This is a genomic window from Jiangella anatolica (genome assembly GCF_003236295.1).
In the GTDB taxonomy this organism is placed as follows: Bacteria; Actinomycetota; Actinomycetes; order Jiangellales; family Jiangellaceae; genus Jiangella; species Jiangella anatolica.
In genome coordinates this window covers 116296-142064 of record NZ_POTW01000002.1, presented here as the reverse complement: position 1 = coordinate 142064, position 25769 = coordinate 116296, and the positions used below count along the sequence as shown (strand labels likewise).

The following is a 25769-nucleotide window of genomic DNA, read 5'->3' as shown; positions in this document are numbered from 1 at the left end:
ATGAGCGGGACCGAGGAGGGCACCCTGGTCGCACAGTGGCGCGACCTCGTGACCTGCTACAACAAGGTCGCCTGCGACCTCGATCGGGAGCTGCAGGACCAGCACGGACTGGGCATGAGCGAATTCGAGGTGCTGGACCGGCTGATCGAGTCCGGCCAGGAGAAGGTCCGGATGCACGAGCTCGCCGAGGGGATGTACCTCAGCCAGAGCGCGTTCTCCCGCACGGTCGCGCGGCTGGAGCGCGCCGGGCTGGTGAGCCGGGCGATGTGCATGGACGACCGTCGCGCCCTCTTCGTGACGGCGACCGAGGCCGGCCGTGCCCGCCACACCGACGCCCGCGACACCCACCGCAAGGTGCTCGCCCACCACCTCGGCTGAGCCGGCGCAGCTCTATCGCCGCGGCCCGACGACGGCCTGGTGCCGCCGATCCTCCGTCCCTGACGCGGGCCAGGTCCGCTACCGCCGAGGCGTCCCAGCCGCCCGGCGCCCACGGCGGCGTCGTCGCATAGGCTCGAAGCGTGCTCGACCGCATCGACCCCGGCCACCCGGCCTGGCCGGCCGTCGGCGAGGCGACCGCGGTCCTGTCCGGCCGGTCGGTCGCCGTGCTGACCGGCGCCGGCATCTCGACCGACTCCGGCATCCCCGACTACCGCGGCCCCGACTCCCCGCCGCGCACGCCGATGACCTACCAGCAGTTCGTCGGCGACCCCGACCGCCGCCGCCACTACTGGGCCCGCAACCACGTCGGCTGGCGGCACGTCCACCGCACGCGTCCCAACCCCGGGCACCTCGCGATCAGCCGGATGGAGGCCGACGGCGTCGCGGTCGGCGTCATCACCCAGAACGTCGACACGCTGCACGACGCCGCCGGCAGCCGGAACGTCATCGACCTGCACGGCCGCTACGACCGGGTGATCTGCCTGAGCTGCGGCCGGGTCGTCCCGCGCGAGCACGTCGCGGCCCGGCTGACGGCGCTGAACCCGGACTTCGCCGACGAGGTCGCCGACGCCGAGATCGCGCCCGACGCCGACGCCGTCATCGAGGCGACCGCGCACTTCAGGGTCGCCGACTGCGAGGTGTGCGGCGGCATCCTCAAGCCCGACATCGTCTACTTCGGCGAGAACGTGCCCAAGCCGCGGGTCGAGGCCGCGTACGCGCTGGTCGACTCGGCGGGAGCGCTGCTCGTGGCCGGATCGTCGCTGACGGTCATGTCCGGCCTGCGGTTCGTCCGGCACGCGCACAAGACCGGCCGCCCGGTCATCATCGTCAACCGCGGACTCACCCGAGGTGACGACCTCGCCACCGTCAAGGTCGACGCCGGCTGCTCGCCGGTGCTGACCGTGCTGGCGTCGGTCCTGACCGGCTCCGCCGTGGCCCGTTGACTCCTACTCGGTGACGTCGGCGACGGTCGCGTCCAGCGTCTTCACCAGCTCGTCCCCGTCGACCGTCGCGGACACCCCGAAGGCGCCGGCGCCGATCGACACCGTCCGCCCCAGCACCCGCTCGTCGGCGATGACCGGCCAGGCACGCGTCGACCCGAACGGCGTGATCGTGCCGCGCTCGTATCCCGTGACGTCGCGCGCCGCCTCGGCGTCGGGCATCGAGAGCCGCTTGACGCCGAGCAGCGTGCGCAGCTTCGGCCAGGCGATCGTGCGGTCACCGGGCACCAGCACGAACACGTAGTCGTCGTCGGCCCGCCGCACCACCATCGTCTTGATGACGGCGGCCGGCTCGACCCCGCGCGCGGCGGCGGCTTCCTCCAGGCTGTTCACCGGTGCGTGACGGACGATCTGATGGGCCAGGCCCGACTCGCGCAGGGCTTCGACGCCACGTTCTTCGGTCATGCTCAGAAGCGTATGCGGCGCGGCTCACCTCCCCGCCGGCGAGCGCGTCGCGCCCGCCCAGCCGGACGAGAGCTCCTCGATCAGGTCCTCCGTCTCGGCCTCCAGCTCGCCGCCGAGATCCACTGCGGTCGCGCGGAGCCACTCGACGCTGTCCAGCACCACCTTGCCGTCGCCGATCGCGGCCTCGGCCTTGAGCCGGTCCCGCCACAGCAGCTCCATCCCCGGTTCGACGGACAGCCCGAGCAGGGCCGCGCGCAGCGCCTCCCACGGGTCGCGTTCGACGAGCGACCGCAGCGCCAGCTCGTGGCAGACGTCGACGATGGACGCGATCATCTCCTGCGCGAGGTGATCGGCCCACGCGTACCGGCGCCGGCCGCGTCCGGAGAACGGCCGGCCGCGCACCAGCTGGAGCGCCGCGCGCAGGTCGGCGGTGGCCGCCCGGGACGTCCCGTGCGGGAGCAGGTCGCGCCAGTCGTCCCAGTCGCTGCGGACGAGCGGGCGCAGCGTGTAGCCGCTCTCGGTGCGCGGCAGCAGCGACTCCCCGTCCGCGTCGGTGCCGAGCCAGCGCCGCAGCTTCGAGATCGCCGTCCCCCGCGTCGTCTTGGTGACCGCCGAGCCGGGCCAGATCGCCTCGTCGATCGCTGTGGCATCGCAGCCCGGATTGAGCGCGATGAACATCGCCAGCTCCGTGAGCTGACCGAGCTTGGTGTGTTCGCCCAGCTCGGCCGCGTTCTCCACCCCGACGGGGCCGAGCATCAGCAACCGCGGCAGCGACCGCCCGCGACCATAGGTCGCCGGACCGATCGACTCGGCGAACAGCGACGCTCCGTCCTGGCCGGCCCGCGGAGCGGCGGCGCTGTGCGACGCGCCGGACGGACGCCTCGGAGACGCCCCGCCGGATGGACGCCCCTGAGACGGTTCGCGGGCCGTGCGCCCCTGAGACGACCCGCCGGCCGGAGACGCCTCGTCCCGCCCGCCGACCGGCGCAGGATCCGCCGACCGCCGATCCGTGCTCCGCCTACCAGCCGAGTCGCTGGAGCCGTAGCCGGTCCCGGCCTCACCGCTCCCACGGTCGCCCGCCCCATCCCCGCTGGCCACGCCTGCACCACCGGCCGAGGCACCCCCGCTCCGCCGACGTCCGCCGGGCGTTGCGCCACCGTCGCGCTGCGTGCCGCCACCCACCGAGCCGTCGCCGAGCTCACTCTCACGCTCGCCCGACGCAGCTCCGCCACGCGCGCGGCCGCCGGGCACGCCGTCACCTCTCCCGTCGTCACCGGACAGACCCCCACGACGCCGGCCTCCACCGGCCGCGCCCGCGCGACCTCGGTGATCGCCCGCCGGCGAGCCGCCAGCCACGCTGTCAGGCTCGCCGCCGACGCCCTTGCTCCCGTCCGCGGACCTCGCGGACACCCCGTCCAGTACCTGGTCGACCCGCGCCGCCGGCTCACTCGCTGAACCGTCGGACCCGGCCGCCGCGCGGAGCAGCCGGAGGAACCTGCCGTGCGTCTCCTCGTCCAGCAGTTGCGGGCGCACCAGGACCCCGAGCGGATCGAGCACCGCCGTCACCCGCCCCGGCGGACCGCTCAGCCGCAGCACCCAGGTCCCACCACCGGCGTGGCGCACCCGTTCCCGCAGGCGGTGCCCACGCGACGGCAGGTCACTCGGCTCGCCGGTGCCGACGACCGCCGCCACGGCCACCCTCGGCGCGGTGACGATCAGGGCCTCGAGCCGGTCCCACTGTTCGGCCGGCAGCGGCTCCGCGATCACCACGATCTCCGGCGTCCACGCGGCATCGGCCACCTGCGCGACCCGAGCCGCACCGAGGCTGTTGACCCCGGCCGTGGCCAGCAGCAGCCGATCGTCGGCGACCCGCACGGTGAGCTCGGCCAGCAGGTCCTCCACCTCGGTCACGTGGCGCACTCGGCCCGTGTCGAGCAGGTCGAGATCGGCCAGCGCCTGCGCCCCGACGAGCGTCACGCGCAGGTCATCGGCCCACGCGCTGGTCGCCAGCTCGGCGGCGACCGCCGTCAGCGCCGAGCGGACCAGCTCAGGCGCACCGTCCAGCACGAGCGTCCCGACCTGCTCCAGATCGAGGAGCACCAGCGCGTCGTCGTGATCGTGGCCCAGCGTCACCAGGCTCGGATACGGCGCCGGCACGTCTGCCGCCTCGCCGTCGCCGACCGCATCGAGGGGGACTGTCCACACCCCGCCGTGCGCGGTGCCGACGAACGGCGCCGGCAGCTCCGCCGGCGCGGCGAGGTACACCTCCAGCGTGCGTCTGGTCAGGCGGACGGCGCGCAACGGCGGCAGCCCGCGTCCGGCTCGCGCCAGCCGGGCGGCCAACCCGCGCAGCACGCGATCCACCACCTCGACCGCGACGGGGTCGGCGGCCTGCCGCAGCTCGGTCTCGGCGCTCCGGTCGCTCGCGTCACCGGCGCCGATCCGTTCTCCCGGCCGGCGTCGACGCCGCTCACGGGCCCGCCGCGTCGCCAGCACGCCGACGAGTGCCGCTGCCAGCACCGCGCCGACCCCGCCAGCAGTCCGCACCACCTCACCGGTGTCGCCCCCGCTGGAGAGCAACGAGTCAGCGGACGCCGCGGAACTCGCCACCGCCCGGAGATCGACATCGGTCTCACCCGAACCGGCCTCGACGGTGACACGACCAGCCCCGGCGACCGCGTGACTCGTATCGCCCGGATCTTCGTGGCCACCATCGGGGTCGCCGCCACCGGGATCCCCGCGACCCGTGTCGCCACCAGCCCCGGCGGCGGCCCTACTCGCATCGCCCGGATCTTCGTGGCCACCATCGGGGTCGCCGCCACCGGGATCCCCGCGACCCGTGTCGCTCCCGCAGCCGACGTCCGGCAAGCTGTCAGGTCCGATGCGCCCAGGTCCAAGTGCCACGGGCAGGCCACCAATGCCCACGCCGCCGGTTGCCGATCTCGGTCCAGGGGCCGGTCCCGTTGCCGGACCAGGCGCCGGGCCAGTGGATGAGCCGGCAGCTGAGCCGGCCGGCGGTTCGCCCGCGGGCGGAGCGCCGGTGTCCGGCAGACCGGACCGTCCACCGGTCCGCTCCGGGATCGTGAGCGTCCAGCCGGGCAGGATCAGGTCAGGATCGGTGAGCCGCCGCCCGCCGGGCTGCGCCGTGGCCCTCGACGCGGCGAAGATCTCCGGGTAGCGGAGCGGATCGTCCAGCCGCGCACCCGCGACCTCCCACAACGTGTCACCTGGCACGACTATGTACGTACCGGCGCGCGCCGACGCCTCCAGCAGGTCGGTCGTCACGGGCGGCGCCGGCTCCCACGGCTCCGGCGGCGGAGACTCGACCGGAGCAGGCGCCGCCGAAGCAGACGCGGGCGCCGCGACGGGCACGGAGGCCGACGCGGCGTGCCCGCCCGCGCCGATCGCCGCCACCGTCGCGACCAGCCCCGCTACCAGCCGTTGCTGCCTGCCGAGTCCGGGTAGCTGGGGCGCCGCCCTTCCGCGCAGTGCCGCCGGCACCTCGACGACGAGGCTCAGGACGAACGTTCCCCAGCCCAGCCAGCCGGCCGCGACGAGCGATGTCAGGAACAGCGAGCCGTCGTCCGGCCGGAACGCGGCAGCGCGAACACCGGCGAGCGAGGGCCACTCGCCGGGCAGCGGCGAGCCACCGGCCGCCCACAGGACCGCCGGTACGCCCACGACCAGGACCGCGAGACCGAGCAGCGCCGCCAGGCTGCGCAGCACGGCGCGCGGTGTCGACGAAGTGATCATGTGCACCTCCCTCCAGCACACCTGCTCACTATGGGTGCGCTCGAGCCGGCGAATGTGACAGCCGGGATGAACAAAGCCTTCCAGGATGCCCGATAACTCACGGCTATGCACGCGGAATCCGGTAGTTGCCCGAAAACGGGCAACCAGAAAACCCGGTCCGGAGGCGGTTAGGGCTAACTTTCGGGCTAACCGGGTCGGTTGGACTGCTGCGGGTCATCACCCCTCAGATCCACTTGGGAGCCCGCAGGTGAACACGATCGCCGTCCCCACCGCCCGCACGACCGTCCTCGTCACCGACCAGCTCAACGCCGAGTGGCGCCGGCTCGGGGCCAGACCCGTCCCGAAGCGGTGGCTGCCGGAGTTCTCCGGCTGCGCGGTGCTCGCCGACGCCGCCGACACCATCGGGCGAACGCGCCGGCATCATCCGGCCGTCGCCGATGGGCTGTTGATCGGCCTGCTCGATCAGCGCTCGGTGTGCGACGACCATCTTGCCGGCCGGCTCGTCCTGCAGGTGATGCTCGGCCGGGCGGTGCGGCTCGCCCGCCGCACGCACCGGTTCGGCGCGGCCGGTGTCCGAGGCGATCTGCCGCAGCTCACGGCGGCCGCCGTCGCCGCGCTGTGGCACGCCATCGCCACCTACCCGGTCGAGAGACGGCGGAACAAGGTGGCCGTGAACCTGTGTATGGAGACGCTCAGCCACTTCAACGCCGCGCTCGAGGACGACGCACCACAGCTGGTCGACGCCACCGTTCTCGACACGGCGGAGCCGGTGATCCGACCCGCGCCGGCGCCCGTCGTCGAGGTGTTCGCGACCCTGACCTGGGGTGTCAGCAAGGGGATCATCTCGGCCGACGACGCCGAGCTGCTGGTCCGCGTCTACTGCCCGCTGCCGGGCCAGCTCGGCAGCGCGCACCTCGTCGCCCGCGAGCTCGGGCTCACCCCGGCCGCCGTCAGGCAGCGCTGCAGCCGTGCCATCCAGCGGCTGTCCGGCGCCGTCCGAGACCGGCGCCAGGCGCTGACCAAGGCCGCCTGACAGCTCGATCACCTGCGCGAGAAAGGGCGATCAGTTGACGACTCCGATCCGACCACGGGCGTTCGCGGGCTCGCCGGGCCGTCGGCCGGCGCGCGGACGACCGCGACCCTCCAGGAGGCGATCATGGCGCAGACGACCCGGGTAGAGGCCGACCCGTTCGACCAGTTGCTCGATCCCGCGTCGGGCCCACCGGGCGCACCCGTCCGGCGGTACCGGCGACGGCCCGCGCTGATCGGCCTGGGCGTCGGCCTGCTGGCCACGTGCGGGGCGGGTGCGGCCTACCTGGCGCAGTCGTCGGGCGACACCGTGCAGGTCCTTGCGGTCACCGACACCGTGCACCGGGGTGAGGTCCTCGACGCCGACCGGCTCACGACGGCGCGGGCGGCGCCCGACCCGGCGCTGCGACCGGTCGCGGCCAGCGAGCTCTCCGCCGTCGTCGGGCGACGCGCCGCGACCGACCTACCGGCCGGGACCTTGCTCACCGACGCCTCGCTCACGGCGGCGAGCCTGCCGGCCGCTGGTCAGAGCGTCGTCGGCGTCGCGGTCACCGAGGCGCAGCTGCCGCGGACGGACCTGGTCCCCGGCGACCGCGTGCGCGTCTTCGGCACGCCGAACCAGGGCGACGCGCCGCCGTCGGATCCGTTCCGCTCGGTCGCCGCGACGGTGCTCGGCGTCTCTGACGTGCTCGACTCCGGCCACCTGGTCGTCGATGTCGTGGTCGCCGACGACGTCGCCGGCACGCTGGTCGCGAACGTCGCCACCGGACGCGTCGCCATCGTGCTCGACTCCGCCGAGGCCGAGGCGGGAACTGAGGGTGGTGACGAGCGATGACGGTCCTCGCCTTCACCTCGGTCCGGGGCGCTCCCGGCGTCACCACCACCGCGCTGGTCGCCGCGCTGACCTGGCCCCGTCCGGTCCTGCTGATCGAGGCCGACGCGGCCGGAAGCAGCAGCATCAAGGCCGGTCACCTACGCGGCGAGGTCGGCCACGAGCTGGGCCTGATCAACCTCGCGCTCGCGCATCGCAACGGCGCCCTCAGCCTCAGCACGCTGCGCGGACAGACCATCGCCCTCACCGACGACGGCGCCCGCCTCGCCGTCCCGGGCCTGGCCACGAAGGCACAGGCGGCCAGCCTCACCGACGACTTCTGGGCCACGCTGGCCACTCTGCTGCGCGGCGTCACCCGCCACGGCGTCGACGTGATCGTCGACGGCGGCCGGTTCGGCATGCGGCACGGCCCGGACCCGCTCCTCCGCACGGCCGACCTGATCGCCGTCGTCTGCCGGACCGCCCTGGACGACCTCGTGGCCGTCCGCGCCAACGCCGGCCAGTTGCCCGACGGCGCCGGCGACGCCGCCGTCGACCGGCACGGCCTCCTGCTCGTCGGCGCGGGACGACCGCACCGGGCCGGCGAGGCGGCCGAGGCCACGACGCTGCCGGTCTGGACGAGCGTCGACTGGGATCCCGTCGCCGCGGAGCGGATCAACGGCCGCGAGCGCCTGCGCACCAGCCTGTCGCGGCTGACGTCGTCACGGCTGATGCGGTCCGCACGCGGCGCCGTGGCCGATCTGCTCGCCGCCGACGACCGCCGGCGCCAGGTGCTCGACGTTCCGCTCGACACGACGGTACTCAGCGGGAAGGGGGTCCGATGACCGAGCCATCGATCACCGGCCTGCCGATCTTCGCGCGACCGCCCGCGCCCGGTGGCGACGGCCCGCAGCGGCGCAGCGTCCGGGAGGCGCTGGCCGCCCTGGCGCTGACGACGTCGCCCGACCCGCCGGGCGTCGACTGGGCGCTGGTCCGCGCGTTCCGTCAGCAGGCGGCAGCACGGCTGTCCGAGCAGGTCGACGAGACCACGGCCGAGGCCGATCGCCGCGCCGCCGGCCGTGCGATCATCGCCCAGCTCCTCGACGAGCACGTCCGTCATACCGTCACCGCGGGCGGTGCCACCGTCGGAGTCGACCAGCAGACCGCGCTCGCCCGGGCGGTCTTCGACGCACTCTTCGGCCTGGGCCGGCTGCAGCCACTGGTCGACGATCCGGCCATCGAGAACATCGAGGTCTACGGCGCCGAGCCGGTCGTCGTCATCGACGGCGAGGGCCGCATCACCCGGCGGCCGCCGGTCGTCGAGTCCGCGGACGAGCTGGTCGACATGCTGACCTTCCTCGCCTCTCGCGGCGGCAGCAGTGAGCGCACGTTCTCGACCGCCAGTCCGAGCCTGCATCTGCACCTGCACGGTGGCCATCGGCTGGCCGCGTCCGGCTGGACGACGCACCAGCCGGTCGTGGTGATCCGGCGCCACCGGCTGGTCGACATCGACCTCGACGACCTCGTCGCCCGCGGCACGCTCACCGGCCAGGCGGCGGCGTTCCTGCGCACCGCTGTCCGGTCGCGCCGCAGCATCGTCGTGTCCGGATCGATGGGCGCCGGCAAGACCACGCTGACACGGGCGCTGGCCAACGAGATCGATCCCGAGGAGAAGCTCGGCACCATCGAGACCGAGTACGAGCTCGGCCTGCACCGCATGCGCGAGCGGCACCGGCGCGTCATCGCCTGGGAGGCGCGACCGGGCAGCGGCGAACGCGGTCCCGGCGGCCGCGCCGCCGGCGAGATCACGCTCGACGACCTCGTCTACGACGCGCTGCGGATGAACCTCGACCGCCTCATCGTCGGCGAGGTCCGCGGCCGCGAGGTGCTGCCGATGTTCAAGACCATGCAGGCGGGCGCGGGCTCGCTGTCCACGATCCACGCCCACTCGGCCCGGGCGTCCATCGAACGCCTGGTCACCTGCGCGATGGAGGCCGGCGACCGCGTCTCCGCCGACTTCGCCTACCGCCAGATCGCCCAGCACGTCGACCTCGTCGTTCACGTCGAGTGCCGCACCACGGCCGAAGGGGCTGCGCGGCGACGGCGGCTGGTCACCGAGATCATCGCGCTCGAGCCGGGCGAACGCGGACTGCCCGCCATCACCGACGTGTTCCGCCTCGGCGCCGACGGCCGGCTGCATCCCGGCTCCGCGCCGTCGTGGTTCGGCGGGCCGTGGCCGGGGGCGACCGACGAGGTCGGGGACCGATCATGAGGCCGGCCATCGCCGCCATCACGACGGTCACCGGCCTGGGTGGACTGGCTGCGACCGGGTTCGGCCTGGTCAGAACGCCGGACGATCCAGCGGCGCCGCGCCGGGCGACCCTGACCCGCTGGTCGCGGACGTTGCGCGGTTCCACGCCGGCCGCCGGCCGATCCCGTCGTCGCGTCGCTGCCGCCGCAGCCGTCGGCCTCGTGGTCTGGCTGGTCACCGGCTGGCTGCTGGCGGTCGCGCTCCTCCCGGCGGCCGTCTGGGGGTTGCCGGTGCTGCTGCAGACCTCGGCGGCGAAGTCCGACATCGTCCGGCTGGAGGCGATGAGCGACTGGGCGCAGAACCTCGCCACCGTGCTCGGTGTCGGAGTCGGCATCGAGCAGGCCATCGGCGGAAGCCTGGTGAGCGCGCCCGAACCGATCCGGCCGGAGGTGGGCAGGCTCGTCGCCCGGCTTCAGGCACGCTGGGACACGGAGACGGCGCTGCGTGCGTTCGCCGACGACCTCGACGACGCGACGGGCGACCTGCTCGCCGCGGCGCTGGTCCTCGGCGCCCGTCGCCGCGGTGACCAGCTCAGCAGCGTGCTCGACGGCCTGGCGGCGGCGGTCCGCGACGACGTGCGGGTCCGGCGCACCGTCGACGCGGAGCAGTCGCGCGGCCGCACCACGGCCCGGCTGGTCACAGTCATCAGCGCGGGCGGACTCGGCCTGATGCTGCTGACCCCGTACGCCGACCCGTACCGCGCCGGACCCGGCCAGTTGCTCCTCGTCGGACTCCTGACCTGCTATGTCGGCTGCCTGGTGTGGATGCGCCGCATCACCGCCACGCCGCGGCAGCTGCGGATCCTCGTCCCGGAGGGCGTGCGATGACGACGACACAGCTTGCGGTCCTGCTCGGCTTGGGATCGGGGACGGGGCTCCTGCTGATCCTGCGCGAGGCGATCGGACGGGTGGGCCGGCTGCCGCATCCGGTGCACACCGCGCAGCTGCTCACCGCGACGGTGACACCGTCAACCGAGCCCGGTGGAGGCAGCCATCGCCCCGGCCGAGCGCGCCTCGGCGGCCCCGCCGGCCAGAGGAGCCCTGCCGGCCCCGCCGTTCGGATGCGCCCCGGTGGCTCCGCCGGCTGGGTGGGCCCTGCCGGCCGCGCCGGTCCTGTGGATCAGGCCGGTCTCGTGGACGAGCCCAGCCCAGCCGGCCCGACCAGCCCCGTCGACCGGATGAACCATGCCGACGGCACCGGCCCGGTGAATCACACCGGCCTCGCGGACCCGCCCAGCCCAATCAGCCCGACCGGCCTCGTCGGCCCGACCAGTCCCGCTGACCCGCATGGTCGCCACCACGATGCCGCCGACCGCGCGGACCCAGCCGACGCTGCCGACGCTGCCGGCCCGCATGGCCACCTCGGCGCCGCCGGCAGGGACCGCCCCGGCGCCGCCGGCCGGTTCACCCCGTCCGCCAGGACCGACCGGCTGACGGACAACCTCGGCCGGCTCGTCCTGCGGCGCGGGCTGGCCGCATCGCTGCTGCACGTCCCCTACCGCGACCTGGCACTGCTCCGCCGCAGCGTGGCCCAGTTCGCCGGCGAGCGCGCCCTCTACGCAGTCGTCGGCCTCATCGCACCGACGGCGGCCGCCGCGGCCCTCGCGATCGCCGTCGTGCGGTTGCCGTTCGCCGTACCGGCGGTGGCCGGTCTGGTCGCGGCCGTCGCGCTGTCGTACCTGCCGCTCTACACCGTCGCCGACCTGGCCCGGACGAAGCGGATGGAGTTCAGGCGAGCCATGGCTGCCTACGTCGACCTCGTCGCGCTCGAACGGGCGGCCGGGTCCGGACCCACCCAGGCGCTGGAGTCGGCGGCCGGCATCGGCGCGTCGTGGGCGTTCCAGCGGGTGCGCGACGAGTTGGCGCGTGCGCGCTGGGCCGGCGTACCCGCCTGGGAGGCGCTGCGCACGGTCGGCCGCGATCTCCGGTTGCCCGAGCTCACTGACATCGGCGACGTCCTGCGGATGTCCGCACGCGAAGGCGCGACGGTCTACGACGTGCTCCGGTCCCGGGCGTCGGCCATGCGCACCCAGCTGCTGACCGGCGACCAGGCGCGGGCCGGCGCACGGACGGAGCGCGCGACGGCGCCGCTCGCGGCCACGGCGGTCGTGTTCATGCTGCTTCTCGCCGCTCCCGTCGCCATGCGGATCGGGTGACCGCGATGCTTCGACGACGCTCCGATCGCGGCTCGACCACGCTTGAGACGGTCATCCTCTGGCCGGCGGTGTTCCTGTTGATCTTCGGCATCGTGCACGCCGGCCTCTGGTTCCACGCCCGCAACGTCGCGCTGTCGGCCGCACGCGAGGGCGCCCGGGCGGCCAGCCTCGACGACGGCAGCGGCGGCGCCGCACGGGCGGCGGACTTGCTCGCCGCCACCACCGACGGCACGGTGATGCGGGTCGGCGACATCCGCGAGTTCTCCGACGCCGACACCGTCACGGTGACCGTGACCGGCTCCTCGACCACGTTGATCCCCGGCTGGCGGGTCGATGTGAGCCAGTCGGCGACGGCGCCGATCCGGCGCTGGAGCAGCCCATGAGCCGAACCCACGAGCGCGGCTCGGCGACGCTCGAGCTCGCCGTCCTCGCACCCGGCCTGTTGCTGCTCATCGCGCTGGTCGCGCTGGCCGGCCGCCACGCCATCGCCGACGGGGCCATTGACCAGGCCGCCGCCGAGGCTGCCCGGGCCGCTTCGCTGCAACGCACCCCGTCGGCCGGCCGGGACGCCGCGACCGAGGTCGCCCGTGCCGCCCTGGCCGATCAGGGGCTGTCGTGTCTGCGCACCGAGATCGACGTCGACGTCGCCGGCCTGCGCGCGCCGCCCGGCCGGCCCGGCCGCGTCACCGTCACCGTCAGTTGTCGGCTGCGGGTCGCGGACCTGCCGCTGCGCGTCCCGGCCACCACGCTGACGGCGACCGCCGTCAGTCCCGTCGACACCTATCGAGAGAGGTGAGACCGATGCGCCGCCTGACCGACCAGACGGGCAGCTTCACCCTGATGTTCGCGGTCCTGACCATCGCGTTGCTGGCGATCGCCGGCCTCGTCCATGACGGCCGGCGGCAGCTGACCGCCCAGCAGCGGGCCGACGCCGTCGCGTCCGAGGCCGCCAGAGCGGCGGGCCAGGAGATCGACGGATCGACGCTGACGGGTTCGCCGGGGCTCGACCGCGTCCGGGCGGTCGCGGCCGCCCGCGATCACCTCGCCGCGGCGGGCCTCAGCGGGTCCGTCAGCATCGACGGCAACCGCATCGTGGTGCGGGCCGACGCGACCGAGCCGGCGGCGATCCTGCCCCTCGTCGGCATCACGACACTGGAGGCGAGCGGCACAGCGAGTGCCGACATCGTCACGGCTGTGACCGGTCAGCCCAGGGCCGCTCCGCCGGACTCGTCGTAGGCGGCGGCCACTTTCTTCGGCACACACATGCGCCAGGCGTCGGTGACCAGTTCGCGCATCTCGTCCTCGTCGATCGCCGCCAGCCGCACCCGGACCCACTGATATCGCTCGTCCGACTTCAACGGCGGGAGGAACTTGGCCGGATCCGACGCCACCAGGTCGTCCCGCTCGTCCTTGGGGAATCCGAAGCCCATGATCGTCTCGTCGGGCGAGATCGCCGCGTAGACGATGCTGCCGATGCGGAACTTGACGCTGTCGCGCACCAGACCTTCGGTGGTGCGAGGGAGCGTCAGCGCAAGCCGTCGCACGTCGTCGATCGTCACCATGCGGTCGATTGTGCCGCTCGGGTCCGACAGGGTCGACGGCGTCAGCCCGCGGCCGGGCGCAGCGCGGCGGCATACCAGTCGACGGTCTCGGCCAGGGCGTCGGCGAGCGGTGTCGGACGGACGCCGAAGGCCTGCTCGAACGCCGAGGAGTCCATGATCTGCGGCTCGAGGTACTGGTAGAAGAGCTCTTCGTACTCGGCCATGAACGTGTCGTCGAGCGGTCCCCAGGGCCGCGGCTCCGGCAGGACGTCGACGGCGAGCGGGCGTCCGGTGAGCCCGGCGATCAGCTCGTGCACCCGGCGCGTCGACACCGCGGGCGCCGTCGGCAGGTGCCAGACCCGGCCGGCCGCGTCCGGCCGTTCGCCCAGCAGCGCGAGCCCGGCGGCGACGTCGCGGATGTAGCTGTAGCTGTGCGGCAGGTCGATGTCGCCGAGGGCGAGTGCCGTCTCGCCCATCAACGCCGCCGGGAACACCATCGCGCCGAGACTGGAGGTGAACACCCGCGGACCGAAGAAGTCGGCGGCCCGCCCGAGCGACACCTGGACCCGTCCGCTCGCGTGGGCGTCGAGGTAGCGACGGTCCAGGTCCGCGCGCATCCGGCCCTTCGCCGCGACCGCCCGCCAGGGCGTCGCCTCCGTCATCACCTCGCCGCCGGTCGGGCCGTACGGGTACAGCGTGTCGGTGACGACGAGGCGTGCGCCCGCGGTCTCGGCCGCGGCCAGCACGGACTCCTGGATGCGTGGCATCACCTCGATCTGCTGCTCGTACGGCACGTTGACGCAGTGGTAGACGACGGCCGCACCGGCGACCGCGTCGGCCGCTGCCGCCGGGTCGCGGACGTCGGCGGCGTGCGGTTCCACGCCGGCCAGCTGCGTCGACCCGCGTCGGTCGACCGCGCGGACGGCGTGCCCGCGACGCTGCAGTTCCTCGGCGAGCGTGATCCCCGCCGGTCCGGTCCCGAGGACAACATGCAGTTCCCGACTCATCTCTTCCTCCTGGTTACTAGTTCTAACTGTTAGTTACGGACTCTAACTCAAGTTAGGATTCCTATCAACACCGAGGAGGAGCCGTGGTCGAGGCCGCCGAACGCCGCAAGCGCTACCGCGAGCAGGTCCGCGACGAGATCAAGCAGGTCGCGCTCGGTCAGATCGCGCGCGACGGGGCGGCGGCGCTGACGCTCACCGGCGTCGCCAAGGAGATCGGCGTCTCCGGACCCGCGCTCTACAAGTACTTCGCCGGGCGCGACGACCTGTTGACCGAGCTGATCGTCGACAGCTACGCCTCGTTGGCGGACGCGCTCCGGGACGCGGCGGCGGCGTCAGAGGGCTCGCCGGCCCGCGAGCGTCTTCACACCATCGCCCGCGCGTACCGCGACTGGGCGGTCACGCAGCCGCATCGCTATCTGCTGCTGACCGGGACGCCGGTGCCGCGCTACGACGCGCCGGCCGAGACCGTCGACAGCGCTCGCGCCGTGCTCGCGCCGCTGCTGGAGATCCTGGCCGCCGGCCGGACCTGGCCGCGGGCGGAGCCGCTGCGCGTGGAGTTGGCGGACTGGATCGACGAGATCCCGGCGGTCGCCGACTGGGTTCGTGCGGCGCTCGGCCCAGCGGCCACGACCGCCCCCGACGTCGCGCTCGCCGGCGTCGTGACGGCGTGGGTCCGGCTGCACGGCGTCGTCAGCATCGAGGCCGTCGGCCTGTTCAACGGGATGGGCCTGCGGCCGGCGACGGTGCTCGCGCTGGAGATGGACGCACTCGCCGACGCGGTCGGCCTGGACTGACTCCGCGCTCCACCGAAAACGATCAGAGAAATTTCACCGCCGCTGTCACATTCGGCTTCGCGAAAGCACCCATAGAAGGTGTGAGGCGCGTCGATCGAAGGGTGGCAGCATGGCCGGGACTGACTCTCTTGACGTCGGCGCGCCTCACACTGGTGCGCCGGTGCGGCCGCCGCGGAGGGTCTTGCCGCCCGACCCGGCGACCGCACCGGACGATGACGGCTGGCCGCCGCTGGGGGCGCCCGGTGTTTCCGCCGGGCGACGTCGACGGGTCGAGCCGATCCTGTGGCTGCTGGTCGCTGCGGTCGTGGTGGCCGGCACGGTGATCATCGCGACGACGCTGGTCTCCGGCCCTGGTCCAGAGGCGGTCCTGCCGCCCGATGGGACTGCTGCCGGCGCCCCACTCGCCGCGACGGCCGGCCCGAGCAGCGGCGCACCGGCTGCTCCGCCGCCGATCCCATCAGGCGCGGCCACCGCACCGGAGGTCCCCGGTCACTACGCCGACCCGCCAGGAATGGTCGACGACGGCCTTGGCAGCGGATCCGCTGCGCGGGACGATCCGCTCGACAGCGCGACGAGAGACACGGCCGACGTGCCGGGCAGCCCGCCCCGCGCCGAGCCGGGGACACCGCACGATGCGGCTACCGGGGATGGCGCGACCGGTGGCGTACCGGACGGCGGTGACCACAGCAAGCGCGCACCGCCGACGTCCACGGCGAACGATCAGGTCCCGTCGGGCTGGTCCGAGGTCGCGCGCGGCTTCGGACTCGCGTTCACCCGCACCGGCGTCGGCCGAGAGGCCTGGTTCGGGACGATGTCGTCGTGGCTCACGCCGGAGCAGGCTGCCGCGTACCGCGACGTGCCCGTCGAGGCGATCCCGGGCGGCCGGCTGCTGAGAGCTGACGTCTCCGAGCCGGGCGCGACGGCGCACACTCGCGGCACGCTGACCTACGACACCGGCATGGTGCTGCGGGTCGGCCTGAGCTACCGCGCCGCAGCGGGTAGCTGGCTCGTGGCCCGGGTCGAGCTCGCCGACACCACGGGAACGAGGTGATGGCTTCGGGCGACTACGAAGGAGACGGCTACCTGAGCCCCGGTGTCGCGGTGTGGCTGCGCCCTGCGCACACGGTCCCTCCGCCGGCGCATGGACCGGGTGCCGCGATGTCGGCGGTCCGCACACGCGGTCTCTCTGCCGGTGGGTGAGCGCTTGTGCTCGGGCAGCGCTCAGCGCCCGGGTGATCGGCGAACCGCACGCCGCTCGGTCGTCAGCACCGCACGATCGGCGGCGCTGCGGCCGGCTCCCCATCCAGCGGCGTTGCCGGCCGAGAACGAGCGACGGACGGTGGTGGTGAACAGGGAGTCGAAGAGGGTGTCGACGGCGAGGGAGCGGTCCGCGAAGACGGGGACGAGGTCGGTCCCGGCGGCCGCGGCGGTCTGGGCGGCGGTGTCGCGGAGCCGTTCGCCGATGCGCGTGGCGTACGACAGCAGAAAGGAATGCCGGAACGAGCGAATGCGTGACGTGCCGAGGCGGCTGGGGTGAGAGCCGCTGGCCAGCATGGCGCGGGCGGCCTGGACCAGCAGCGACGTGGACAGCACTTCGACGACGTCGAGGTCGAGCTCGGTGCCCAGGACGGTCACGAAGCCGAGCTTCTCGCTGGAGACGGTGCGGCAGTGGTTGGCCGACCCGACCTCCGCGACCAGCAGGGTCTTCGGGCCGAGATACGGCGCGTCGAGCCAGATGCGCCGGGCCGCGGCGACGGTGGTGCGACGTTCCGGGGTGAGGGCGTCGGCGAGGGCCTGCTCGATGGAGTAGCGGCTCATCAGTTCCTGCGCCTTCGCCGACAGCGCCTCCGCCTCCTCCGGATAGGGCGTCGATTCGGCCTTGGCCAGCAGCGCGCGCACTCGGCCGAGCACCTTCTCCGGCGACGAATGCGGACGACGGGAACCACTCGCGCCACCGGCGGCCGGTCCACCTGTACCAGCGCTGTCGGCGGGCGGCCGGGCGTCAGTAGGGTCAGCGGCTGGGCGGGCGCTGCGGGCACGTGGATCGGACGGCTCGCGATCCGTACCCGCGGCGTGTTGACGGGGAGGGCTGGTCGCCTGGCCGGGCGGCGGCACGATCGTCTGCAGCGCCGGCAGCCGCAGCGTCAGGCCGATCAGCTCGAGCGCCGCCGCGAGCAGCGCGTCCCGATCGGCGTCGTGACGCGTGGTCCACTGGGCCGGATACGGCACGGCGGGATCCCACCAACGCTCCGCACCGACCTCATCCAACTGCGCCAGCCAGCGCGGATGCGTCGTCGCGACGGGATACTGCGCCGCGGCGTCGGCCATGGCGTCGACAGCGACAAGGGCAGCCAGTGCAGAGCCTTGCCGCCGCGTCACCTCGTAGAGATCCACGGGGAGCCAGCCGGCGGTCCAGAGACGGTCGACCTGGGCGCGGAGCACCTGAACGACCGCCGTGTCGACCACCCGGGGCGGCGCGGCGGACGAGACCATGCGTACGCCGTCGGCCAGCGCGGCGGGTCCGCGTCGCAGACCGTCGGCAGCGAGGGCAGGCAGCCACTCGGCCACGACCTGGACCGTCACCGAACGCGGCCGGTCACCGCCCGAACGCAACCGGTCACCGTCGTGGGGGAGCACCGATCACCTCTCGCCAATCCAAAAAAGATCACCCGAACCGAGCATTCCGGCCCATCATCGCCGCTCGGTCCGACACAGTTGTCGTTGCAAGCCCGGCCGCAGCCGCGGGTGCCCACGAGATGGACGACGCTACCGAGGTCGTCTTGTCGTGTCATACCTTGCGACAGGGTCGCCTTGTTCACGACGACCGAACGGGAGATGCGTGCGATGTCCAGTGGCCGAGTCCCGGTCCGCGACGGCGAGCTGTACTTCGACGAGCGGGGCGCGGGGCATCCGCTGATCCTGCTGCACAGCGGCTCGCTCGACCACCGGATGTGGGACGACCAGGTCGGGCCGTTCGTCCGCGCCGGGTATCGGGTCATCCGCTACGACGCCCGCGGGCACGGCCAGTCGACGACGCCGAAGTCGGACTTCGCGGCCTACGAGGACCTCCGTGAGCTGCTCGCCGCACTGGACATCTCCCGCGCCTCGCTCGTCGGCCTGTCGTACGGCGCGCGGACGGCGATCGACTTCGCCCTCGCGTACCCGAACACCGTCGAGATGATGGTGCTCGCCAGTCCCGGCGTGAGCGGCATGCAGTTCACCGACCCGGCCATCCTCGCGCTCATGCGGCAGCAGGCAGAGGCCGCCCAGGCCCGCGACGTCGACGGGTACGTGGAGTACTTCCTGCGCGCCTGGGTCGACGGGCCACAGCGCGGCGCCGACGCGGTCGACCCGCGGCTGCGCGAGCGCTGCCGGCAGATGGCGCGAGCCGTCATCGACGCGCACTCGGCGGGGTCGGGGGCGCTGCGCGAGCTGGGGGCGCTGGATCGGCTCAGCGAGTTGACGACGCCGCTGCTGGTGCTGGTCGGCGACCTCGACTCCAGCGACATCCACGCGGTCGCGGGCCGGATCGAGGCCGAGGCGCAGTTCGCCGCCAGCGCCGTCGTCCCGGGGACGGGGCACACGCTGGCCATGGAGCAACCGGCCGCCTTCAACGCCGCCGTGCTCACCTTCCTCGAGCGCGCCCGGCTGGCCCGCTAGAAAACGCCGGAGGCTCAGCTCACGCGCAGGCCGCGCTCGATGACGTCCAGAGCGCCGGCGACGATGTCCTGGAGCGGATCGCGGAACCCGGTTTCGTGCCAGTAGGCGATCGCCTCCATGAACGCGGCGATCAGCGCGACCGTCACGACCCGCAGCTCCAGGCCATCGGGGTCGCGGCCGGTGTGCTTCGCGATCGTGCGCCGCAGGTCGACGGCCGTCTCGTCGGCCTGCCTGCTCATCGCGGCCCGGATGGACGGCTCCTCCATCGCGTACGACATGCGCCGCCGCAGGAACTCCTCGTCCTGCTCGAACATCGCGGTCGTGACGACCTCGGTGAGCACGTCGCGCAGCGCCGAGATCGGGTCCTTCGCCCGCAGCCGGTCGTCGAAGGCCTGCAGCATGATCGGGTCGTACTCGTCCCAGAGGACGACCATCTCCTTGGTGCCGAAGTAGCGGTAGATCGAGCTCGGCGACACCTCGGCCTCGGCGGCCATCCGCTCGATCGTGACGTGCGCGTACCCGTCGCGGTCGAACAGGTCCAGCGCCACCTGCTGGATGTGGCGCATCGCCTTGAGCTTCTTGCGCTCGCGCAGGCCCGGCGGGCGCTGAGTCGTCTGTTCGGTCATCAGCGCCGATAGTAGCGCCGAATCACGGTCAACTGAGAGTAGCTCGCAGTTCCCGGTGGACCGGAAGCTCAGATCTCCTTCGTCAGCAGCACACTGCCCTGCTGGCGCTCGTAACCGAGGCGGGTGTAGGTGCCGAGGGCGCCGCTCGGGTTGTCGGTGTCGACGTCGAGGCCGGCGTACTGCATGCCGCCGCCGGCGTAGGCCCGCATGGCGGCCGTGAGCAGCGCACCGGCCACCCCGCGGCCGCGCCACTCCCGCCGGACGGAGACGAGGTCGGTCCAGCCCTCGGTGAAGCCCTGCGGCCCCCAGTCCTGGTCGTAGGCGCCGGAGAGCAAGTACCCGACGACCCGCCCGGTGGCCTCCTCGACGGCGACGAAGCTCCAGTCGGGGCGGAACTTCTCGCCGCCGACGACGTCGATGGACCAGGCCTCGGCGTCGATCGGGCTGGAACCCCAGTGGTCGCGGGCGAACGACTCGTTGTGCGTGACGCGGATGTCCTCGTCGCGCTCCTTGGAGTACGGCACCAGCCGCAGGCCATCGGGCACGTCGCCGGACGGCAGCGCGACCGCAAGATCCCGCCGCATGACGACGTACCAGCGGATGGGCGTGAAGCCGGCCGCCTCAGCCAGCCGGCGCGCCTCGGCGTGCGACTCGTCGAGGTAGACGCGGATCCGCGCGGGCAGGTTCACCGTGGCCGCGGCCAGTTGCTGCCGTGCCCGTGCCTCGGACCACGCGAGCAACGCCCGCCCGATGCCGCGGCGCCGATGGCCGGGATGCACCGCGCCGAACAGCACCGGCGCCTGCGTGCCCTCGGTGACCTGCCGGTACACCGACCATGCATAGGCCCGGACGTTCCCGTCGGCGTCGAAGCCGGCGACGCTGTCGCGGGCGGGGTCGTGCCAGCTGCCCTTGAACCGGTCGATCAGCTCGGATTTCGCCACCCGCTCGTTCGCGTCGTCGTGATCGTCGACGACTTCGCACAACGCGAACCAGGCCGGCACGTCATCGGGCGTCAGGGGCCGCCAGGTGAGACCGACGTCGGCGGGGAGCGGCGGCAACTCGGCCGGTGCGGCGGCACGGACGGCCAGGGGCTCGAGGTCGACGGTGCTCACGGTGGACACCGTACGGGCCTGTCGCACCCTGCCGCGAGCGAATTTCCGGCCCCGCCAGGCACGTCACCGGCACCCGCCGCGAACTCCGTCGACCCCCTCGATCCCCCGCCGCGGGTCAGTCGGTGCCGAGCATCAGCGTCCACCAGGCGCTGAGCAGGCCACGCTCCACTCCGATGCCGACGGACGTGTAGGAGCAGTCGAGCAGGCGGTCGCGCTCCTCGCCCTCCCAGTCGCGGACCACCTGCTGAGCACTGTGCAGCCCGTACGACAGGTTCTCGCCGACCGGCGCGGTGTACCCCTCGGCGGCGGCGCGGTCCTCCGGCGTCAGGCCGTCCGGGCTCACGTGGGAGAAGTAGAGCCGCTCGCGCATGTCCTCGCTGTGCTCGCGGGCGGCGGTGGTGAGCCGCGGGTCGACGCGCAGGGCGGGGCAGCCGGCCTCGGACCGGGCCTCCTCCGCGGAGTCCAGCAGCTTCTCCTCCGACGACGACAGCTCGATGATCGGCAGGTCGGGGAAGCCCGATGTGGGGTCGTCGGTCGGCTCGGACGGCTCCGACGGCTCGGTCGTCGGCCGGTCGGTGGGCTCGGACGGCTCCGGCGACGGCTCGTCCGACGGATCCTCCGACGGCTCCTCGGTGGGCTCGGACGGCTCCGACGGGTCCGGCGAGTCCGGATCCCGCGGCGGCGTCGTCGCGACGTACTCGTCGCCCGGCACGTCGTCGGACCCGTCACCGGAGTCACCGGAGCCACCCGGACCGTCGGACGAGTCCTCGGACGGGTCGCCGGAACCGGAGTCCGACGGCGACGGCGTCTCCCCCGGATCGCTGGGACTGCCCGACGGCGAGTCTCCCGGCTCGGGCGTCGGCTCCCCGGTCGTGAAGTCGGGCTCGCCCGACCCACCCTCCGCACGCGCGTGCAGGACGGGCGGACCGTCGGTGATCGCCATGACCACCCCCGCGATCGCCAGGAGGCCGACGAGCACCACAAGGCCGGCCCTGACCACCAGGGGCACGCCACGAACGCGCCGTTGTCCGAATCGCGGCTGGTTCGCGCTCACCGGGATAGACCCCTTCCACCCGGTTCGGCGGCACCGCACCGGATTTAGATCAGAACCGACATTTCACAGCCATCGGGCAGTTTTGTCCAGGAACCTCACATCTCAAACATTGATCAAGAAATGCCAATGTGAACACTGAACACAGAGCCAGAGAACTCACCGGCCACCGTCGTCGGCGAAGATGTCCCGCATGAGCGAACAGCAGACGACGCCGGAACGGCTCGTCGTCGCCGCCGCGATCGTCGACGACCTCGTCCGGCCGGCCCGGCTGCTGGCGGCCCGGCGCAGCGAGCCGCCGGAGCTCGCCGGCGGCTGGGAGTTCCCCGGCGGCAAGGTCGAGCCGGGCGAGCGACCGCTGGCCGCACTCCACCGCGAGCTGCGCGAGGAGCTCGGCATCGCCGTCGAGGTCGGCCCGGAGGTCCCCGGACCGTACGACGGCCGATGGGCGCTCGGCGCCGGCCTGTCGATGCGGCTGTGGCTGGCGGTGGTGAAGGAGGGTGTGCCGGCGCCGCTGGAGGACCACGACGAGCTGCGCTGGCTGGGTCCCGGCGAGTGGGCCGGCGTGCCGTGGCTGCCGGCCGACGTCGCCGTGGTCGAGGCGCTGCTCGAGCGCTGCCCGTCCGCCCGGGCCTGACCCCCGAGGTGTCCACTGAGCGGTGGACGACGCCCGCGCCGGCCGGCACTAGCCTGGCGGGTATGACCACCCCGCCCGAACCCGCCGACGCGCCCGACCGGCCCGAACCGAGCCGGCCCGGCGAGCCGATCGTCCCCCGCGAGCCGCAGGTCGTCCCCGGCGTGCGCGCCTCCGACGACGAGCGGGAGCAGGTCGTCCAGGCGCTGTCGGAGCACGCCACCACCGGCCGGCTCACGCTGGCCGAGCTGGAGGAGCGGATCGGCCTGGCCTATCGGGCCGTCACCCGCGACGACCTGGCCCAGCTGACGGCGGACCTGCCCGGCCCCGGCGGCCTGGCGCCGGCGGCCGCAACGAGCCCCGTGTTCCGCGGCGACGCGCCGCGCCGGTCGGCCACCAGGTGGATCGTCGCGTTCATGGGCGGGACGGAGAAGCGCGGCCGCTGGCGGGCGGCGGAGCGGATCAACGCGGTCGCCGTCATGGGCGGCCACGACATCGACCTGCGGCACGCCGAGCTCGACTCGGACGAGACCACGATCGTCGCGATCACGATCATGGGCGGCATGGACATCTACGTGCCTGACACCATCGACGTCGAGGTCGGCGGGTTCTCGCTGATGGGCGGCACCGGTGAGCGGGGCAGCCGGCGACCAGCCCGGGCGGGCGCGCCGCGGATCCGGATCCTCGCGTACAACCTCATGGGCGGCATCGACGTGTGGCGGCTGCCGGAGGAGACGAAGGACCTGCCGCTCAAGCAGGCCAAGAAGGCGGCCAAGCGGGCGGAGTGACCGCACCCGCGGAGACCGGGCGGACATAGGGCGGCCCCGCAGGCCGGGCACGGACCTGCGGGGCCGGTCTATATCCGGGACAGCTCCCCCGTGGAAGCGCCCGTGGGCGAGCGCCGGACCGAGGCGGTGGAGGACTTCCTCTGTCCCGCGCTGACTCAAACCCTAGGCAGGCCCGCTTTCAGATCGCTTTCATCGCACATTCACGCAGGTCAACGCGGACGGCGGCCCCGGTCCCGCTGGCTGCGGGACCGGGGCCGCCGGTACGAAACGCGGACTACGGCGTCAGTCAGGCCGTCGAGCCGCCCCGCCGGGCGCGGATCGCGATCGCGACACCGCCCGCGGCGAGCAGCGCGACGCCGACCACGAGCATCCAGAGGTTCGACGAGCCCGTGTCGGGCAGCTCGTCGTCGTCGGAGCCCGCGGCGACGGTGAACGACACCGACGCCTCCGACGAGGTCAGCTCCGGGTCGCCGCCCTCGACGGACGCGGTGGCGGTGAGCGTGTACTCGCCGTCCTTCAGCGCCTCGTCGGGGGTGAACGTCCAGGTGCCGTCCTCGCCGATCTCCAGGTCGCCGGCCCACTCGTCGGCGGCCGCCTGGACCCGCTCCGACGCCTCGGTGATGGTGCCCTCGATCGCCAGCGTCAGCGAGGCGCCCGGGTAGGCGGTGCCGCTGAACACGACGTCACCCTCGACGGTCGAGCCGTCGGCCGGCTCGTCGATGGTGACCGCCGGCGCCGTGATGCCGAGGCCGGCCACGGTGACGGACTGGGTGTCGCCCTCGAAGGACTGCGTGACGGCGGCGTCGAACCGCTCGCCGACCGGCAGGTCCGCCGACGGGGCGATGGTCCAGCTGCCGTCGTCGCCGACGGTGGCCTCGCCGTACACCGTGTCGCCGACCGACAGCGTCACCGTCGCGCCGGGCTGGCCGGTGCCGGTGAAGCTGGGCCGGGCGTTGCCGGTGGTCTGGCCCTCGCTCGGCGAGGCGACCGTGAGCTGCTCGACCTGCTGCTCGGTCGAGGTGAAGCTGCCCTCGGCCACCTCGGAGCGCGAGAAGTTGCCGTACGACGCGGTGACCTCGTACGTGTGCTCGCCCGGGACCAGCTCGTCGGTGACGGGGACGGAGAACGTGCCCTCGTCGGTGACGTCGCCCTCGTAGGTGTGCTCGCCGTCGATGACGACCTGGACCTTGTGCGTCGACCGGGCCGCCTCGACGGTGCCGGTGAACGTCGGCCGCGGGCCGGTCTCGCCGCCGTCCTCGGGCGAGGTGACGACCGGGGTGCTGACGGCGACGGCCAGCTCCCACTGGTTGCCGAGCAGGTTCAGCGCGTTGTACTCGCCGGTCGCCAGCGAGTAGCCGATGCTGAAGTCGGCGTCGCCGGTGTCGGGCGACTGCGCCGGGACCCAGCTGTCGCAGTCGGTCCGGCCGTCGTGCGTGGAGCCGGAGTTCACGCCCAGCGCGTAGTTGCCCACGACGATCGAGCCGCCGCTGTCACCACCGAGCATGCAGGCGTTGAAGATGAAGCCGGTGACGTTCTGCTCACCGACCGCCGTGCTCTGCGCCGGGACCAGCACCTCGCCGCAGGTCCAGCCGGACGTGGCGCCGGACTTGCAGGCCTGGGCGCCGGCGACGGCCGTGATCGGACCGCGGATCGTGACGGAGGCGTCGTCGGGCGCGCCCGCGCCGCCGCCCCAGCCGGCCACCTGCGGCACCGACTCCCAGTCGGCGCCGGTGACGTCGACCAGGCCGCCGTCGTGCTCGTTGCCGTAGGTGAACGTGCCCGGCACGAACTCGCCGAGGTCCTCGCCGGGGAACTCCGCCGCCCACTCCTCGGTCGCCCAGATCGGGGCGTCGAGCTCGATGTGGTGCACCGGGTAGGTGTACTGCGTGCCGGTCTCGTCGACGCCGCAGTGCCCGGCGGTCAGGAACCGCGAGTCGCCGTCGGGGTCGTACCCGCTGAACCCGACGGAGCAGCGGCTCAGGTCGAACGCGCCGGTCTCGTCCGGCTCGCTGATCTGGTAGGCGTAGCCGTAGCCGCCCTTGTGGTCGCGGGCCGGCTGGACCTCGCGCTCGGTGCGCAGCGAGTCCATCGGGCCGACGACGACACGTGCGCCGCTGGCTTCGACGGTCGAGGCGTCGGACTCGCTCTCGACGTTGATGGTGACGTCCTGGCCGTCGATGGACACGCCGAGCACGCCGACGCCCCGGTCGCGCAGCACGGTGGCCGCGTCGGAGGCGGCACGAGCCCGCTCCGCGTTGGCCAGGTACTGCTCGGGGGCGACGCCGAGATCGCGCTCGATCGCCGCTCGGAGAGTGGCCGGCAGCTGCGCCGCCAGCTCGATGAAGTCGTCGGCGGCGAAGGTCGGCACGGTGACCGGGATCTGCTCGTCAGCCTGGGCCGCGGTGCTGGCGGCGAAGATGCCGCCGCTCACCACGGCCGAGGCGACGAGCACCCCGGCGATCCGTGCCGCATTCCGCCGTCGCGGCAGCATTGCGCTCACAAAATTCTCCAAATACTCCACTTGACATGGCGTTGCCCGGATTCGCCCGTTCGGCCGGAATACGGCCGCTGACGTGCGGAAACCGGGGCGAGATCACGCTACACAAGTCGATCGGCACATGACAGCTGCATCACCAAGTGGTCACACCGAATT

At 73.3% G+C, this 25769-nt stretch carries 25 protein-coding genes; 16 read left to right on the top strand and 9 right to left on the bottom strand.

Annotated elements, in window-relative coordinates; translation table 11 throughout:
* The gene (locus C1I92_RS01540) at positions 1 to 378 is read left to right on the top strand and encodes a MarR family winged helix-turn-helix transcriptional regulator (protein ID WP_111252908.1); all 378 of its coding nucleotides are present in this window, start codon (positions 1 to 3) and stop codon (positions 376 to 378) included.
* A 140-nt stretch (positions 379 to 518) separates the two neighbouring features.
* A complete protein-coding gene (locus C1I92_RS01535) occupies positions 519 to 1382 on the top strand; it encodes an NAD-dependent protein deacetylase (RefSeq protein ID WP_233506818.1) in 864 nt (287 codons plus the stop codon).
* 3 nt (positions 1383 to 1385) lie between these two features.
* Here the strand turns inward: C1I92_RS01535 and C1I92_RS01530 are convergent, their stop codons facing one another.
* Both C1I92_RS01530 and C1I92_RS01525 read right to left on the bottom strand, forming a co-directional pair.
* Positions 1386 to 1844: an aminoacyl-tRNA deacylase gene (locus tag C1I92_RS01530; RefSeq protein WP_111252885.1), complete on the bottom strand. Its 459-nt coding sequence runs from the start codon at positions 1842 to 1844 to the stop codon at positions 1386 to 1388.
* A gap of 24 nt (positions 1845 to 1868) precedes the next feature.
* The gene (locus tag C1I92_RS01525; RefSeq protein ID WP_146604978.1) at positions 1869 to 5597 is read right to left on the bottom strand and encodes a hypothetical protein; all 3729 of its coding nucleotides are present in this window, start codon (positions 5595 to 5597) and stop codon (positions 1869 to 1871) included.
* 247 nt (positions 5598 to 5844) lie between these two features.
* Here C1I92_RS01525 and C1I92_RS01520 point away from each other — a divergent pair, with 247 nt between their 5' ends.
* The 9 genes from C1I92_RS01520 to C1I92_RS01480 all read left to right on the top strand — a co-directional run bounded on the left by C1I92_RS01520 (position 5845) and on the right by C1I92_RS01480 (position 13139).
* The gene (locus tag C1I92_RS01520) at positions 5845 to 6630 is read left to right on the top strand and encodes a hypothetical protein (protein ID WP_111252883.1); all 786 of its coding nucleotides are present in this window, start codon (positions 5845 to 5847) and stop codon (positions 6628 to 6630) included.
* Positions 6631 to 6753: 123 nt separating this feature from the next.
* Positions 6754 to 7461 (top strand): SAF domain-containing protein, encoded by a 708-nt coding sequence (locus C1I92_RS01515; protein WP_111252882.1) that lies wholly within the window; start codon positions 6754 to 6756, stop codon positions 7459 to 7461.
* Positions 7458 to 8282 (top strand): hypothetical protein, encoded by an 825-nt coding sequence (locus tag C1I92_RS01510; RefSeq protein ID WP_111252881.1) that lies wholly within the window; start codon positions 7458 to 7460, stop codon positions 8280 to 8282. Before C1I92_RS01515 ends, C1I92_RS01510 begins: the two co-directional genes overlap by 4 nt.
* The gene (locus C1I92_RS01505; protein WP_111252880.1) at positions 8279 to 9709 is read left to right on the top strand and encodes a TadA family conjugal transfer-associated ATPase; all 1431 of its coding nucleotides are present in this window, start codon (positions 8279 to 8281) and stop codon (positions 9707 to 9709) included. Before C1I92_RS01510 ends, C1I92_RS01505 begins: the two co-directional genes overlap by 4 nt.
* Positions 9706 to 10575, top strand: coding sequence for a type II secretion system F family protein (locus C1I92_RS01500; protein WP_111252879.1), 870 nt, complete (start codon positions 9706 to 9708; stop codon positions 10573 to 10575). Before C1I92_RS01505 ends, C1I92_RS01500 begins: the two co-directional genes overlap by 4 nt.
* Positions 10572 to 11903 (top strand): type II secretion system F family protein, encoded by a 1332-nt coding sequence (locus tag C1I92_RS01495; RefSeq protein ID WP_146604977.1) that lies wholly within the window; start codon positions 10572 to 10574, stop codon positions 11901 to 11903. The genes C1I92_RS01500 and C1I92_RS01495 overlap by 4 nt, the downstream gene beginning before the upstream one ends.
* A gap of 5 nt (positions 11904 to 11908) precedes the next feature.
* Entirely contained in the window at positions 11909 to 12286 is a 378-nt protein-coding gene (locus C1I92_RS01490) for a TadE family protein (protein ID WP_146604976.1), read from the top strand.
* A complete protein-coding gene (locus C1I92_RS01485) occupies positions 12283 to 12699 on the top strand; it encodes a TadE/TadG family type IV pilus assembly protein (protein WP_111252876.1) in 417 nt (138 codons plus the stop codon). Before C1I92_RS01490 ends, C1I92_RS01485 begins: the two co-directional genes overlap by 4 nt.
* A 5-nt stretch (positions 12700 to 12704) precedes the next feature.
* Entirely contained in the window at positions 12705 to 13139 is a 435-nt protein-coding gene (locus tag C1I92_RS01480) for a pilus assembly protein TadG-related protein (RefSeq protein ID WP_111252875.1), read from the top strand.
* On the opposite strand, the gene C1I92_RS01475 is transcribed toward C1I92_RS01480, so the two are convergent.
* Positions 13106 to 13465: an MmcQ/YjbR family DNA-binding protein gene (locus C1I92_RS01475; RefSeq protein ID WP_111252874.1), complete on the bottom strand. Its 360-nt coding sequence runs from the start codon at positions 13463 to 13465 to the stop codon at positions 13106 to 13108. The two genes, C1I92_RS01480 and C1I92_RS01475, sit on opposite strands and share 34 nt — an antisense overlap.
* 41 nt (positions 13466 to 13506) lie before the next feature.
* A complete protein-coding gene (locus tag C1I92_RS01470) occupies positions 13507 to 14451 on the bottom strand; it encodes an NAD-dependent epimerase/dehydratase family protein (RefSeq protein WP_111252873.1) in 945 nt (314 codons plus the stop codon).
* Positions 14452 to 14534: 83 nt separating this feature from the next.
* Between C1I92_RS01470 and C1I92_RS01465 the strand changes: the two genes are divergently transcribed.
* Both C1I92_RS01465 and C1I92_RS33275 read left to right on the top strand, forming a co-directional pair.
* Positions 14535 to 15245 carry a TetR/AcrR family transcriptional regulator gene (locus C1I92_RS01465; protein WP_111252872.1) on the top strand — a complete coding sequence of 237 codons (711 nt, stop codon included), beginning with the start codon at positions 14535 to 14537 and terminating at the stop codon, positions 15243 to 15245.
* Between the two features lie 181 nt (positions 15246 to 15426).
* Positions 15427 to 16296 (top strand): hypothetical protein, encoded by an 870-nt coding sequence (locus tag C1I92_RS33275; RefSeq protein ID WP_146604975.1) that lies wholly within the window; start codon positions 15427 to 15429, stop codon positions 16294 to 16296.
* A 170-nt stretch (positions 16297 to 16466) separates the two neighbouring features.
* Here C1I92_RS33275 and C1I92_RS01455 read toward each other — a convergent pair whose 3' ends face one another.
* Entirely contained in the window at positions 16467 to 17828 is a 1362-nt protein-coding gene (locus C1I92_RS01455) for a DUF2786 domain-containing protein (protein WP_199520853.1), read from the bottom strand.
* 261 nt (positions 17829 to 18089) lie between these two features.
* On the opposite strand from C1I92_RS01455, the gene C1I92_RS33600 reads away from it, so the two are divergent.
* Positions 18090 to 18905 carry an alpha/beta fold hydrolase gene (locus tag C1I92_RS33600; protein ID WP_158563882.1) on the top strand — a complete coding sequence of 272 codons (816 nt, stop codon included), beginning with the start codon at positions 18090 to 18092 and terminating at the stop codon, positions 18903 to 18905.
* Between the two features lie 14 nt (positions 18906 to 18919).
* Here C1I92_RS33600 and C1I92_RS01445 read toward each other — a convergent pair whose 3' ends face one another.
* From C1I92_RS01445 to C1I92_RS01435, 3 genes are all read right to left on the bottom strand, one after another.
* A complete protein-coding gene (locus tag C1I92_RS01445) occupies positions 18920 to 19531 on the bottom strand; it encodes a TetR/AcrR family transcriptional regulator (protein ID WP_111252870.1) in 612 nt (203 codons plus the stop codon).
* Positions 19532 to 19599: 68 nt separating this feature from the next.
* Entirely contained in the window at positions 19600 to 20643 is a 1044-nt protein-coding gene (locus C1I92_RS01440) for a GNAT family N-acetyltransferase (RefSeq protein WP_199520852.1), read from the bottom strand.
* Between the two features lie 115 nt (positions 20644 to 20758).
* Positions 20759 to 21652, bottom strand: coding sequence for a CAP domain-containing protein (locus C1I92_RS01435; protein ID WP_146604974.1), 894 nt, complete (start codon positions 21650 to 21652; stop codon positions 20759 to 20761).
* A gap of 235 nt (positions 21653 to 21887) precedes the next feature.
* Between C1I92_RS01435 and C1I92_RS01430 the strand changes: the two genes are divergently transcribed.
* Entirely contained in the window at positions 21888 to 22331 is a 444-nt protein-coding gene (locus C1I92_RS01430; protein ID WP_111252868.1) for a (deoxy)nucleoside triphosphate pyrophosphohydrolase, read from the top strand.
* 62 nt (positions 22332 to 22393) lie between these two features.
* On the top strand, positions 22394 to 23116 hold the full coding sequence (locus C1I92_RS01425) for a DUF1707 SHOCT-like domain-containing protein (protein ID WP_111252867.1): 723 nt from the start codon (positions 22394 to 22396) through the stop codon (positions 23114 to 23116).
* A gap of 286 nt (positions 23117 to 23402) precedes the next feature.
* Here the strand turns inward: C1I92_RS01425 and C1I92_RS01420 are convergent, their stop codons facing one another.
* On the bottom strand, positions 23403 to 25607 hold the full coding sequence (locus tag C1I92_RS01420; protein WP_111252866.1) for an Ig-like domain-containing protein: 2205 nt from the start codon (positions 25605 to 25607) through the stop codon (positions 23403 to 23405).
* Positions 25608 to 25769: the final 162 nt, after the last annotated feature.

Bases quoted from the DNA above. Each gene is read 5' to 3' on its own strand.
- C1I92_RS01425 (WP_111252867.1), top strand. From the start codon at position 22,394: ATGACCACCCCGCCCGAACCCGCCGACGCGCCCGACCGGCCCGAACCG.
- C1I92_RS01470 (WP_111252873.1), bottom strand. From the start codon at position 14,451: ATGAGTCGGGAACTGCATGTTGTCCTCGGGACCGGACCGGCGGGGATC.
- C1I92_RS01515 (WP_111252882.1), top strand. From the start codon at position 6,754: ATGGCGCAGACGACCCGGGTAGAGGCCGACCCGTTCGACCAGTTGCTC.
- C1I92_RS01495 (WP_146604977.1), top strand. From the start codon at position 10,572: ATGACGACGACACAGCTTGCGGTCCTGCTCGGCTTGGGATCGGGGACG.
- C1I92_RS01505 (WP_111252880.1), top strand. From the start codon at position 8,279: ATGACCGAGCCATCGATCACCGGCCTGCCGATCTTCGCGCGACCGCCC.
- C1I92_RS01430 (WP_111252868.1), top strand. From the start codon at position 21,888: ATGAGCGAACAGCAGACGACGCCGGAACGGCTCGTCGTCGCCGCCGCG.
- C1I92_RS01485 (WP_111252876.1), top strand. From the start codon at position 12,283: ATGAGCCGAACCCACGAGCGCGGCTCGGCGACGCTCGAGCTCGCCGTC.
- C1I92_RS01490 (WP_146604976.1), top strand. From the start codon at position 11,909: ATGCTTCGACGACGCTCCGATCGCGGCTCGACCACGCTTGAGACGGTC.
- C1I92_RS01445 (WP_111252870.1), bottom strand. From the start codon at position 19,531: ATGACCGAACAGACGACTCAGCGCCCGCCGGGCCTGCGCGAGCGCAAG.
- C1I92_RS01480 (WP_111252875.1), top strand. From the start codon at position 12,705: ATGCGCCGCCTGACCGACCAGACGGGCAGCTTCACCCTGATGTTCGCG.
- C1I92_RS01420 (WP_111252866.1), bottom strand. From the start codon at position 25,607: ATGCTGCCGCGACGGCGGAATGCGGCACGGATCGCCGGGGTGCTCGTC.
- C1I92_RS01530 (WP_111252885.1), bottom strand. From the start codon at position 1,844: ATGACCGAAGAACGTGGCGTCGAAGCCCTGCGCGAGTCGGGCCTGGCC.
- C1I92_RS01500 (WP_111252879.1), top strand. From the start codon at position 9,706: ATGAGGCCGGCCATCGCCGCCATCACGACGGTCACCGGCCTGGGTGGA.
- C1I92_RS01540 (WP_111252908.1), top strand. From the start codon at position 1: ATGAGCGGGACCGAGGAGGGCACCCTGGTCGCACAGTGGCGCGACCTC.
- C1I92_RS01525 (WP_146604978.1), bottom strand. From the start codon at position 5,597: ATGATCACTTCGTCGACACCGCGCGCCGTGCTGCGCAGCCTGGCGGCG.
- C1I92_RS01510 (WP_111252881.1), top strand. From the start codon at position 7,458: ATGACGGTCCTCGCCTTCACCTCGGTCCGGGGCGCTCCCGGCGTCACC.
- C1I92_RS33600 (WP_158563882.1), top strand. From the start codon at position 18,090: ATGTCCAGTGGCCGAGTCCCGGTCCGCGACGGCGAGCTGTACTTCGAC.
- C1I92_RS01475 (WP_111252874.1), bottom strand. From the start codon at position 13,465: ATGGTGACGATCGACGACGTGCGACGGCTTGCGCTGACGCTCCCTCGC.